Below are 12,912 nucleotides of genomic sequence, written 5' to 3'. Positions count from 1 at the left end.
GCCTCTCTAATTACGAATCTATAGCCGTCTTTTTCTAACCTAAAAGATGGCCGAAAAAGTATGAGAATTAGCATACATGAGCCAATAACAAAGCAATACAAGTAGAAAAACTTTTATAATTCTTTACAATTCAATTAAAATTATGTAAATTTGCATAGAAATTAAAAAATAAAATAAAATTTAACAAATAAAATTAATCATTCTCCTGGGAGACGTTATGTCTTTTAAAATTTGCGAAAATAAGAAAAGCTTTGATGCTCGAATAAAAGAAATTGAAGAAATTAGCCATACAAGTGATTTATATCTCAATACAAAATTAACAAAATCTAAAAAGCAAGATGGAACTTTGGTTAGCTGGCTAAAGTGGGTTATTTGCTTGGTTATTCCTAGGCTTCATATAGCGCAAACGGCTCCTTTAAAAGTCGCTCGAGAAGTCGGCAAATTTGCCGAAAAACACCAAGAATTTTTAGCTAAAAAAGATAAAGTAGCTTTAATTGAGGCAGTTGAAAAGCTTAAGAATAAATGCCATAAACATTTAAAAGGAAAAGAAAAAGCCCTTGATGAGATCATTGCTAAGATTAAAACTTTAACTCTAAAGGCTCCCCCTCAGAAAATGCTTGAAATGGATGACTTGCCTCAAGAAATGCTTGATCATGTATTGAGCAAACTTGGAGGGAAAGATTATGAGAACTGCTTAAGAGTAGATTGGGAATGGAACGAAACGATAGTACAGATTGCTAAGAAGAAAGAAGCTAGGCTTATTAAGAATTTTATTCAATTCGTAATTGACCATTATAGCATTCATAGAGAGCCCTTTACTCCTCCTTCGAAGTTTTGCGAAGATAAGGCATTAATGCATTTGGAGAGCATAAAAAACAATCTTAATTTTTCACAAATAACTTCCCTGCCTCAATTAAAAATTGCGATTTATTGCGAAAAAATTAAGTTTTTGATTTTTATGCAATCTTATCATGTAAAAGCTTTGGAAACTTTAAAAGATCAAATCAAAGGCTTAGAGTCACCGTGGCTTTTTGATGATATTTTTAGCATAAGTATAAACAATCGAAAATACATTCTTGAAAGCATAAGAAAACTGGTAGAAAAAGGCCTAATTGATAAAGCTGCTGAGGTCGAAAAGCTACTCGATGAACCTCTGAGCCCTCTAGGCAGAATATCTTTAGAGTTAATAGAAAAAGGCCAGTACGAACAAGCTTTTAAGATTGCTGACAAAACGGCTAGTTACAGCCAAAGCATAGTTAGAGATATATCATTGCAATTCATAAAAAAAGGCCAATGCGATAAAGCGATTGAAATTTCAAGAAAAATTAAAGATGAAAGTTTTTTAAAAACTGTAAACCAAGCTTTAAGCAAATTTATCATTGTTTTAGCAAAAAACAATCAATTTGAGGAAGCATTAACAATTGCAAATGCCATATCTGAAGAATGGTCTAAAAGCCTTTCCCTCGCCGAAGTTTCTAAAGCTTTATTACAAGCTGGCCACCTTGAAAGGGCTTTAGAAATTGCAAATGCTATATTTAAAGAATATTATAAAAGTAGAGCTCTTGCTGATATTTCTGGGGCATTAGTGCAAGCTGGCCACTTTGAGAGGGCTGCAGAAATTGCAGATGCCATATCTGACGAAAGGCCTAAAAGTGATGCCCTCAGGGATATTTCTGAAGCTTTAGTACAAGCTGCCCACTTTGAAAAAGCGTTAGAAGTTGCAAATGCTATACCTGGCGAATATTCTAAAAGTAAAACTCTTGCCAATATTTTTGAAGCATTAATACAAGCTGGACGCCTTGAAAGAGCTTTAGAAGTTGCAAATGCCATATCTGACGAAAGACCTAAAAGCGAAGCTCTTGCCAATATTTCTAAAGTATTAGCACGCTCTGGCGAATTCGAGAAAGCTTTAGAAATTGCAAACTCTATATCTAAGAGTTATTATAAAAGCAACGCCCTCGCTGATATTTCTAAAGCATTTGCAGAAGCTGGTGACTTCGAAAGGGCCCTGGAAATTTCAGAGACCGTATCTCACAAAGATTATAAAAATCTCGCCCTCCTCCATATTCCTGAAGCATTAGCGCAAGCTGGCTACTTTGAGAGGGCATTAAAAATTGCGGATGCCATAACTGAAGAATGGTGTAAAAGCTGCGCCCTCGACCATATTTCTATAGCATTAGCACAAGCTGGCCACTTTGAAAAAGCTTTAGAAATTGCAGATACCATATCTGAAAAAGAGTATAAAAGCCTCGCTCTCGCCGATATTTCTAAAGCATTAGCGCAAGCTGGCCACTTCGGGAGGGCATTAGAAATTGCAAATGCCATACCTGAGGATTATTATAAAAGCAACGCCCTCGCTGATATTTCTACAGCATTAGCACAAGCTGGCCACTTTAAAAAAGCAGCAGAAATTGCAAATACTATACTTAATGAAAAACTTAAAAACAAGACTCTCGCCATTATTTCTAGAATGTCAGCAGCAGCTGACCAATCTGAGCAGGATCGAAGCTAAAGACACTAGACAAAGTAAACTTTTAAAGGTAGATCGCCTCTCTAATTACGAACCTGTAGCCGTCTTTTCTAACCCAAAAGACGGCCAAAAAATTGTGAGAATTAGCACACATGAGCGTATAATAAAGCAATATGCGTAGGAAAATCTTTTATAGTTCTTTATAGCTTAATTAAAGTTATGCAAATTTGCATAAAAATTAAAAAATAAAAGTTATCGAATAAAATTAAACATTCTCCTGGGAGATGTTATGTCTTTTAAAATTTGCGAAAATAAAAAAAACTTCGATGCTCGAATAAAAGAAATTGAAGCAATTAACCATGCAAGTGATCTTTATCTTAATACAAAATTAGAAAAATCTAAAAAACAAGATGGAGCTTTGATTAGCTGGCTAAAGTGGCTGGTCTCTTTTATCTCCAAAATTCATATAGCTGAAACCTCTCCTCTAAAAGTTGCTCAAGAAGTTGGAAAATTTGCAGAAACAGGCCAAAAATTTTTAGGAGCAAAAGATCAATTAGTTCTAATTGAGGCAGTTGAAAAGCTCAAGACTAAATGCCATAAATACGTAAAAGGAAAAGAAAAAGCTCTCGATGAGATCATTGAAAAAATTAAAACTTTAACTCCAATTGAATTTCTTGAAATGAAAGATCTCCCTCCGGAAGTTCTTGAGCTTTTATTGGGCAATCTGGGGGTAAAAGATTATGAAAGCTGCTCAAAAGTTGATTGGAGATGGAGGGAAGCCATCCTAGAGGTCGCTAAAAAGAAAGAGGCCAGGCTTATTAAGGATTTTATCCAATTTGCAATCGGACATTACAATGCTGTCAAAGATTCATTATGGTATTACGAAAGTTACTGGGAAGGGAAAGATTCGGAAAGCGGCGGATATAAAGCATTAATGCGTTTAAAAAAAATAAAGAATAACCTTAACTTTTCCAAAGTAGCTAACCTTGCTCAACTAAAGCATGCGATTTATTGTGAAAAGCTTAAAGTTTTGATTGCTATGCAGTCTTATCATGGAGAAGCATTGAAAACTTTAGAAGAGCAAGCCAAAGATTTAGAATTACCTTGGCTTTTTGGCGATATTTTTAGCTCGGATATAAATAACCAAGATTACATTTATTATAGAATAAAAAAGCTAATAGAAAAAGGTTTATTTTATACAATTATTGAAATTGCAGAATTAGTTGATGAAAGCTCGAAATTCCTTATAAAGGCATCTTTAAAGCTAATCAAAAAAGGCGAATACGATCAAGCTTTTGAAATTGCAAGTAAGTATAATGGCCAACAGAGCATTGTCAGAGACATTTCATTAAAATTCTTAAAAAAAGGTCAATGGGATAAAGCCATCGAAATTTCAAGAAAAATTAATGAAGAAGCTTTTTTACAAACTATAAATGAAGATTTATATAAATTTATAATTAATTTAGCAAAAATCGGTCAATTAGAAAATATATTAGAAATTATCAAGCGAATTCCCAATGAATCTATTAAAAGCAAAGCACTCGGAGACGTGGTGCAAAAGTTAGAAAAAACCGATCAATTTAAGGAAGCTTTAGAAATTGCAAATGGCATATCTGACGAAGGCCCTAAAAGCAACGCCCTGGCCTATATTTCTAAAGTATTAGTAGCAAAAACAGGTCAATTAGAGAATATATTAGAAATTATCAAGCAAATCTCTAATGAATCTATTAAAAGCAAAGCACTCGGGGATGTGGTGAAAAAGTTAAAAAAAACCGATCAATTTGAGGAAGCTTTAGAAATTGCAAATGGCATGTCTGACGAAGGCCCTAAAAGCAACGCCCAGGCCGATATTTCTATAGTGCTAACACAAGTCGGCCAATTAGAGAAAGCGTTAGAAATTGCAAATGGCATATCTGCCGAAAACCCTAAAAGCACCGCCCTCGCCTATATCTCTATAGCATTAGCACAAGTCGGCCAATTAGAGAAAGCATTGGAAATTGCAAATGGCATATCTGCCGAAAACCCTAAAAGCAAAGCTTTGGCCAATATTTCTACAGCGCTAGTACAAGCCGGCCAATTAAAGAAAGCATCAGAAATTGCAAATGGCATATCTGCAGAAGTCCCTAAAAGCAAAGCCCTGGCCAATATTTCTACAGCACTAGTACAAGCCGGCCAATTAAAGAAAGCATCAGAAATTGCAAATGGCATATCTGCAGAAGTCCCTAAAAGCTATGCCCTCGCCGATATTTCTATAGCATTAGCACAAGCTAACAACTTCGAAGAAGCGTTGGAAATTATAAGAAGAATTCCCTGTGACCCCCTTAAAAGCAATGCATTCAGGGATGTAGTACAAAAGTTAGAAAAAACTAATCAGTTTGAGAAGGCGTTAGAAATTGCAAGTGGCATATCTACCAAAGGCCCTAAAAACAACGCCCTCGCCGATATTTTTAGAACATTAGCACAAGCTGGCCGTTTTGAAGAAGCATTGTTTGAAAAAGCATTAGAAATTATAAATAGGATTTCCCATCCATATTCTAAAAGGAGGGTCCTCACCAGCCTTTCTATAGCATTAGCACAAGCTGACCGCTTTGAAGAAGCATTATTTGAAAAAGCATTAGAAATTATAAATAGAATTTCCGATCTATATTCTAAAAGTAGCGCTCTCATCGATATTTCTATGGCATTAGCCAAAGCTAGCCACTTTGAGAGGGCATTAAAAATTGCAAATGCTATATCCGAAAAATATTGTAAAAGCAACGCTCTCGCCAATATTTCTATAGCATTAGCACAGGCTGGCCACTTTGAGAAAGCATTAGAAATTGCAAATACTATACCTGATGAAAATTTTAAAAATGAAGCCCTCGCCGATATTTCTACAGCGTTAGCCCAAGCTGGCCACCCTGAAAGGGCATTAGAAATTGCAAATACTATCCCTGATGGAAAATATAAAGGTAAGACTCTCACTAAGATTTCTAGAATAGCAGAAAAAGCTGGCCAATCTGAGTAGAAAAGAACCCAAATTGGGCTGAAGATTGGCTGGTCAAATATTCTGATTTTGCTTTGTCCAGCCAAAAGCTCTTTTAAAACTGACGTGGAGCATGACATCATTTTGATCGATGGAACAAAGACACCTATTGAAAGGCTAAAGCGATCTAAAATTAAAATTATCGCGAATCCCTACAGAGAAATCGAAGAAAACGATTCTGCCTAAGATTAATTGGATTGCTGGAATTTATAATGGGAATTATGGCAGTAGAGTTATGCGAGAGGCCTAATAAAAAATCTCGTTTTTTTCTTTCCCACGGTCTTCAGGTTCTACCTTTATTTCTATTTTTTAGGTTGGCAACAAATTACAAAAGTGAAATGTAATGCTCTTAATGAATCAATGGGTACTCCCAATAGATGGTCTACAGGGTTCATCGCACATACCTGCAACGAGGTCAAGATTATTTATTTTTTTATGATGTCAACTTCATGGCAATGGTAATAATGATTTGTCAAATTAAATCAAAATTACCTTTTTGCTGACAAATCACGGATAAAAAACGCTCTTTTTCCCTTAATTATCCATTTTTTAAGGGAAAAGCTTTGCAAGAAGAGCTGGATCTGGGTCATCTATCTCTTAACGAAGAGAATAATAAGAGACGCCATTTCAAAGGGCTACCTATCATAATTATGCCTTTTCTTTTGAAATGTTTGAATCACTAACCGGTGCCATTTTTAGTTTCTCTAAAGCTTCTTCGTAGGTTTCTTTGAATTCATTTTTGAATTTAAATTTATTTTCCGGATCAATTGTTCTAAAGGTTAATATGCCTTTAGAAATTTGAGCAACCGCAATGAAGGGGTCATTGACTTCCATGCCATTTGTATCACTGTTAAAAATAATGATTTGAACGTTTTCAATGGGATAAGGCTTTTTTATGAGAAAAGGTTCGAGCTTCTTTTCAAGATCAATCTCACGAACGAGTTCATTTGCACACTCGATTAAAAGCTTTCTTAATTGTTCATGGCTTAAAGGACCGTAGGCATTAAAACTTAAAGCAAAATTATTTATGTAGGATCCTCCAGGCGAAGAGCCACTTCCACTGCCACGAACTACTAATTTATGTTTTTTTTCAATTTTCCAGCCTACCTTAGATAAAAAACCATACAAAGTTTTGCTATCAATGCATTCGAATTTTTGTCCGGAAGCACTTATAAAGAGTATAACCAGGGCAATTCTGACCCATTTAGACACAGCCATAAATTTGCAACCTGTTTCTAGCGCTGCTGAAAGTCATATTAGTATCTTTATTGATAAGTATAGCTGGAAAAATCTCCAAACTTATTAATTTAGTTGGATCTTTTCTTTTGACTCACTAACAGGTGCGGTTTTCAGTTTCTCTAGAACTTCTTCATATGTTTCTTTGAAATTATTTTTGTATTTTAAATCGTTCTCTGGGTCTCTTGTCCGAAACGTTAATATGCCATTGGAAATTTGCGCCACTGTAATAAGGGGATCTTTAACTCCTCCTCCATGTTTGTCATAGTTAAAAACTATAATTTGAACATTTTGGATGGGATAAGGTTTTCTTATGAGGAAAGGTTCAAGTTTCTTTTCGAGATTAACCTCACGAACGAGTTCATTTGCACATTCGATTAAAAGCTTTCTTAGTTGCTCGTGGCTTAAAGGGCCATAGGCGTTAAAACTTAATATAAACTTATTTATATAGTATCCTTCAGGTGAAGAGCCACTTCCACTGCCACAGATTGTTAAATTATATTTTTTCTCAATTTTACCTCCTACTTTAGATAAAAAACCATAAAAAGTCTTGTTGTCTAAGCGGTCCATTTTTTTTCCAGACAGTGTACCCATAAAAAATATAAGTAGCAAAATTTTAATAATTCTAAAAAAATTCATATTTCTGAGCCTTTGCTCTCTATGTAGGTTTGAATGTGAGAATTAATAGCCTCTTTATAAGTAGGACTTTGAAAACTGTGATCAAACCAATCTGCCTCTTGATGGGATGGAAGGCTCACTACATGCGCTTTTGTGGTGATAGCCTTCAAAACATTTAATCTGGGCACAAAATCCCTATAAGGTTTTGCCACATAGTGAACGGCTGTGGCACTCCTGTCCCTTTCAATATAATCAGCAGGAGCTACGGCGACTACAAAAACCCTATTCCTGATTGCTTGAGGCGAAGCGTTTAATCCATTCTTTACGTGAATCGCACCTTGGCTTGTGCAAAATTGGAGAATTTTTACGCCTGGAGGGGCGGTCTCGTGGAATTTTCGCCATTCTCTACGCAGCAAGCGCGCCGGCGTAGTTCCAATTCCTCCCAAACCAAGAGCCGCCTCAAGCGTATCGATAATGAAGTTTTTAGTCGAATTGTAAACGCCATCGGTTCTATAGCCGCTCAGTGAAGAAACATAAGAGGCATGCCCTCTTGCTTCTTCAAAAGTATTGTTCATCCCATTACAGATCATGATTTTACCGCCAAATTCTAAAGGGAGATAGCCTTGATCACTTGTATTGTAGATACACGAGTTTACCTGACGAGGAGTTATTTTTTCAAAGCTATCCCAGAACCAGACAGAATTATTTTTTCTACCGGGCCTATTTTCCCTTGATCTGTGATAATTGGTAACATTAGTCTTAACCCTTGCGTAGAATCTGCGCTCGCGCCTGGCATCTACCCAATCGTGCCAAAGGCCGTACAGATCGAGGTGGGTAAGGGGGCTATTATTGACGTAAGCGTACAGATTGGGGCCTGCTGCATAGCTTAAGGGATCAGCTGTGGTCCAGCGAGCTGTTTGAGGATCGTAATAACGCCTTCCAAAATAGATAAAGCCTGTCTCAGGGTCGTATCTTTTGGAGCTAAATCTCCAAGCTGCAGTGGGGGCTTTCGGAGTACCGGAAGCATCCAGGCTCACCTCTTCTCCAAAAGCGGTATAGCGATAGATTTCCATAGGTTTGCCGCAAGAGTTGAGCAATACCCGCGTATTTCCGGCAAAGGTGCAGAAGGGAAGGTAGGTTTTTCCCTCCATTTCAAAGGCAATAGCCGCCCCTATTTCAGCTCCTCGCCCATATCCTAGCACGCGCAATTCCCGCAGGTTATATGCCGCATCGCATAGGCCGATTTCATTTTCGCCTTGATAAAGAAAATATTGCTTTTCCTGTGGTGTCCAGTCATGGGTGGAAGGATCCCATTGGGCAGCTTCTTTGCACAAGCGCCTATTTAGCTCATCGTACACATAAGTAAAGCGCTTAGTGTCTGTGGTGACAGAAATTAAACGGTCCCAAGCATCGTAGGTGTATTTTTGGTCGCCCTTTTCTGCCAGATTTCCGTTGCGGTCGTAGCTATAGGCCCCTAGCTTATCTCCTAAAAGTTGATTGAGGGCGTTAAATTCAAAACTTTGCTCATCTTTGCCAAATCGATTAAAAAGGGAATCATGCTGATAGGTATGCGAAGAAAGGGTATCTTCGCGGCTAAGCTGGTAAAGAGAGTCGTATTCATATTTACAAGGAAGCTCTCCCAAGGGGTCTTTAAAAAGGTGAGAAGTCAGATTGCCGGTATTGTCGTATTGCACCTCTACTTCGCTAAAGTAAGGCGAGTGGGTAGATCGATGCCGGTTAAGCAAATCATAGGAGTGAGAAACGGTTCCCAAATTAAAAGGAAGTTGCCTTTCTTTAAGATTTCCGGCTTGGTCATAGCGGTAGGTTTGTTTGTATTGCTCTTCCCCTGAAGCAGAGAATCTTTTTACGGCTATCAGATCGGCGGCATTATAGGCATAGGCGAGGCTACTTTGATCGGGGAGAGTGGTGGTTAAAATTCTCCCTTGCCGATCATAGGTATAGGAAAGCTTAAGCCCATTGCCTAATATTTCTTCAATCAAGCGCTCATTAGCGTCGTACGTTTTGCGGCTTTGGGTATGGTGGATTAAATCCTCAACCACAATAGGGCAGTCGTTCAAATTATAGCTATAGGCGTAGCCAAGGGTTTGATCGGCAGAGGTGACCGTGGATAGGCGCCCTTTGGGATCGTAAGTAAATAAAATTTGGTTGCCATCAGGCTTGTAGGTGGCCACTTTTTGACTGCTATTATTATAGGCGTGGAGAGTAGTTTTTTGCTCCGGTGTGCCAACAGCTTCCATGCAGCTTGCCAGCTGCCCTATAGGATCATATGTCCACTGGGTGATGACTTGCCTATCGCATCTCCCTAGCTTAAAGACTTTTTCGCGCGTTTCGATGAGCTGGCCCGCTCCGTCATAAAAATAGTCCCTCTCTTGCGTAATTTGCCCTAAAGAGTTTTTTCTCTGCACTTTTGCTGTTTTCCCCAGCGCATTGCCAATGACAATGGTCACATTGCCTTTGGGATCGGTAGACTCAGAGTAGGGGACGACCATATCATAGGCATCCCGGTAATTGTAGTTATAGGTGAGATAGGTGGTATTGTTGTCGGGATCAACTATTTTGGTAGGTTGATTGTTGAAGTTATAGGTAAAATAAGTTGTCCCCACACCTGCATCGGAGTAGGTGCTGATTTGCAATTTATTATCGCTGGCATCGTAAACATAGGTCTGCTTGCGCAAGATAGTACCTTGAGCATCTTCTTTTCTTTCCTCTACCACCCGATCTTTCAAATCGTATTCAAACACTTCTAAAGTGTAATCGGTTGGCTCACTTCCGAAAAAAGTTTTAATGCTATTTTTTCTGCCCAGAGTATCGTAAGTGTAGTAGATGGCAGCATCCTCTTTGAGAATAGCGCTGAGACGCCCTAAGCTATCATATTGATAAGCAGTCACATGTCCTTCAGCATCCATTTCGCGCATGAGATGAAAAGCGGAGTATTCTTTAGCATGATAACCCAGGCTTTCTCCGGAAGAGGCCAGGTATTCAATGCGCACGGGGCGTTTTTGGTAATCATAGCTATAGCGGGTGATCATCCCATTCTTGTCGATTTTTTCTTGCAGAGTCCCATCTAAATGATAGGTCATAATCTCTGAGGAGCCATCGGCATAGATAATAGAGAAGGGTTGTCCGCGGATGGTATTTCTTTGGGAAAGGGAATGCCCATTCCCATTTGTCATTTTGGTGACGTGATTTAAGGCATTATATTCGGTCTGCTCTTCTGGTCTATAAAGTTGCCCGCTAGGAGAAGGAATGGGGGGATAAAGGGTTTTTACCAGCCGATCAAAACGGTCGTATTGGTAATTTGTTTGGTTGCCATACCAGTCGCTAGTGGAAATGCGGTTGTTGCGTTTGTCGTATTGATAGCTGATGGTGTAGCGCTGATTGTCGCTATGGTCAACTGTGATAAGGGATGTTTGCCGTCCTATCCCATCATAGGTGTATTCTGTGTGATAAGCTTGATTAGGGCCCTGCTCATAAATGAGCTGATTGAAGTCATTATATTGGCATAAAGTTTCTTCCCCCTGAGCATTCACCTGTCGGATGACGTTTCCACGGCTGTCGTATTCCCATTGCAGGCGATAGCGCAAATTTCCTGCGAGGTCATAATGATGCTGCTCATAAAGCTGCCCAAGCGCATCGTGAAAGTTATAAACCCTTTTGACGCAAGTTTCATGGCCATTAGCATCCGCATAGAGGAGCTTTTCTTCTTGGGTAAGGCCAAAAGGAGCTTGCTGCCGTTCAGAAAATTCGCGGATGATCCGTTGGGTGACATTTGTTAGATCGTTTTTTTCATGGGCGGCGCCATCGTCGATAATTTCCCGCGTCAAAAAACCGTGGGGATTGTATGCATAAAAATGTCGATATTGGAGAGCAGAATGGTCGTAGACAAATTTGGTTTTTAACAAATCTTTGCCTGGGTAGTAGGTGTAGGCATTTTTTTGCGCCCCTTCTGTTTCCGATAGCTTCAAATTAAAGCCCTCAGTAGTGAAGGTGCGGGAGATAATATGATGCTCACACCCATTTTTAACAGCTTTCCCCTCCTGGTCAATTTGAGGGGGGACGGGGTTTTTTCCGCTGAGATTGCCGTAAATTTCTTCTTCCAGGGGATTTCCGGCAGCGTCGTATTTAAACGTATGGATCAAGCTAAACACATTCTCAGAGCCTGCAATCGTTTGGGCAATCAGATTTCCAGCGTCTGCTCCTAATCCCCAATAAAGCCTTTCTTGGCGATAGGGATGATCTCCCTCTCCGTAGTAATCTAAAGCAGTTAGGCGCTGATCTTGATTGTAGCAGTAGATAGTTTTGCTATGGTTCACGTCAAACACCTCCGTTTTTCCCCCTAAATCATGGGCGTTGAGGTAGTATTCAAAACGGTAGGTTTGGACAGGTTTACCATCAGCTCCGACAGGCTCTTCCAATGCTTTTACTCGAAAGCGCTGGCGGTCTTTTGATCGAATGACTTTGCCATCCTCGACTGTATCTTTTTTCATCCAATAATGGATATTAGTGTAATGCGTGTCGGAAAACTTTTTTTGGCAAAGGCGGGGATAATGGTCATATTTGCCATTTTGATAATCGTACTGCGTGATGATTCCGTCCGGCCGCTCAACCTGGCACAAGCACCATTCCCCGTGAATTTTATGGAAATAATAGGTAATCTGGCGCCCATCTTCCATTTGAACGCTTGTTTTGGCGATGTTTTTTTGATCGGTGTAGGAAAACTTAAAACCAGTTAAATGTTCACCTCCACTTTTTAAGGCGCAATATTTGATTTGATGTTCATCGTCATAACTATAGCTGAGAAGATTTCCATTCGGGAAAGTAGTCTGCTCTAGCAAATACTTTCTGTTGTGAGACTTCTTTAATTTTTTGTACAAGTTTTCCACACCTGCGCCATCGCAAAGCTTATAAAAAGGGCGCTCTCCATGTTTTGTGGATGGGCTACGGATCAAATAAGTGTTTTTGGTATTGGTTCTGCCACTGATTTCTCCTTTGCCGCAATTGGTCATGCCATGGCTAATGGAATCGGTAGAGACGTGAAATTTATTGTCTTGGGAATCAAGCTTAAAAAGCGTTAAAGCTCCCTGCCCTTCGTTTAAGCTTACCCCTTCGCCTAGCACTTTAAGGCGGGTTAAGTGGTTAAGATTCCATCCTAGTTCAAGCGTGCCGTTTTTATTAAATGAGCTGCTATACGTGCGCTCAAATGCAAGGGGATTAGTTCCGGGGATAACTAAATCGACTTCGCAAAGCGCCAAATCGCCTGTGATAGCATTGACTACGCCTCCCACAAAAGCGCTAGGGATGCCTGTCAAATTGGCTTGGGTGATACGCGTTTCCTCCTCGGCATAGGCTCTAGCCGCAAACTTTTTCTCTAGGTGTGCTTCTTCAGAAAATAAAGGCCAGACAGCAAAAAATAAGCAGATAAAAACACACATAAATCGACCCATCGCGCACCTATGAGAGTGAAAATGTCTAAATGGCTTAAGACTTATATTAAAATTTAAAATCGTGTCAACTTATTTTTGCAAATAAATGTAAAAATGGC

The 12,912-nt window shown here is 39.1% G+C and carries 5 protein-coding genes; 2 read left to right on the top strand and 3 right to left on the bottom strand.

Translation table 11 applies throughout. The annotated features are described in order from the left end of the window. The first annotated feature begins 217 nt into the window (after positions 1 to 217). Together PARA125_RS03575 and PARA125_RS03570 are read left to right on the top strand one after the other, a co-directional pair. Positions 218 to 2,512, top strand: a complete 2,295-nt coding sequence (locus PARA125_RS03575) for a tetratricopeptide repeat protein (protein ID WP_213157336.1) — start codon at positions 218 to 220, stop codon at positions 2,510 to 2,512. Between the two features lie 247 nt (positions 2,513 to 2,759). Beyond that, on the top strand, positions 2,760 to 5,477 hold the full coding sequence (locus tag PARA125_RS03570; protein WP_213157335.1) for a tetratricopeptide repeat protein: 2,718 nt from the start codon (positions 2,760 to 2,762) through the stop codon (positions 5,475 to 5,477). A 666-nt stretch (positions 5,478 to 6,143) separates the two neighbouring features. On the opposite strand, the gene PARA125_RS03565 is transcribed toward PARA125_RS03570, so the two are convergent. The 3 genes from PARA125_RS03565 to PARA125_RS03555 form a co-directional block, all read right to left on the bottom strand. Next, entirely contained in the window at positions 6,144 to 6,713 is a 570-nt protein-coding gene (locus PARA125_RS03565; protein ID WP_213157334.1) for a hypothetical protein, read from the bottom strand. Positions 6,714 to 6,797: 84 nt separating this feature from the next. After that, the gene (locus PARA125_RS03560; RefSeq protein ID WP_213157333.1) at positions 6,798 to 7,370 is read right to left on the bottom strand and encodes a hypothetical protein; all 573 of its coding nucleotides are present in this window, start codon (positions 7,368 to 7,370) and stop codon (positions 6,798 to 6,800) included. After that, entirely contained in the window at positions 7,367 to 12,802 is a 5,436-nt protein-coding gene (locus tag PARA125_RS03555) for an RHS repeat-associated core domain-containing protein (protein WP_249274151.1), read from the bottom strand. The genes PARA125_RS03560 and PARA125_RS03555 overlap by 4 nt, the downstream gene beginning before the upstream one ends. Positions 12,803 to 12,912: the final 110 nt, after the last annotated feature.

The organism is Parachlamydia sp. AcF125, from assembly GCF_018342475.1.
GTDB lineage: Bacteria > Chlamydiota > Chlamydiia > Chlamydiales > Parachlamydiaceae > Parachlamydia.
This window is presented reverse-complemented; position numbering and strand designations above follow the sequence as displayed.

Excerpts from the sequence above, each read along its gene's own strand:
- PARA125_RS03575 (WP_213157336.1), top strand. The coding sequence starts at position 218 with ATGTCTTTTAAAATTTGCGAAAATAAGAAAAGCTTTGATGCTCGAATA.
- PARA125_RS03555 (WP_249274151.1), bottom strand. The coding sequence starts at position 12,802 with ATGTGTGTTTTTATCTGCTTATTTTTTGCTGTCTGGCCTTTATTTTCT.
- PARA125_RS03565 (WP_213157334.1), bottom strand. The coding sequence starts at position 6,713 with ATGGCTGTGTCTAAATGGGTCAGAATTGCCCTGGTTATACTCTTTATA.
- PARA125_RS03570 (WP_213157335.1), top strand. The coding sequence starts at position 2,760 with ATGTCTTTTAAAATTTGCGAAAATAAAAAAAACTTCGATGCTCGAATA.
- PARA125_RS03560 (WP_213157333.1), bottom strand. The coding sequence starts at position 7,370 with ATGAATTTTTTTAGAATTATTAAAATTTTGCTACTTATATTTTTTATG.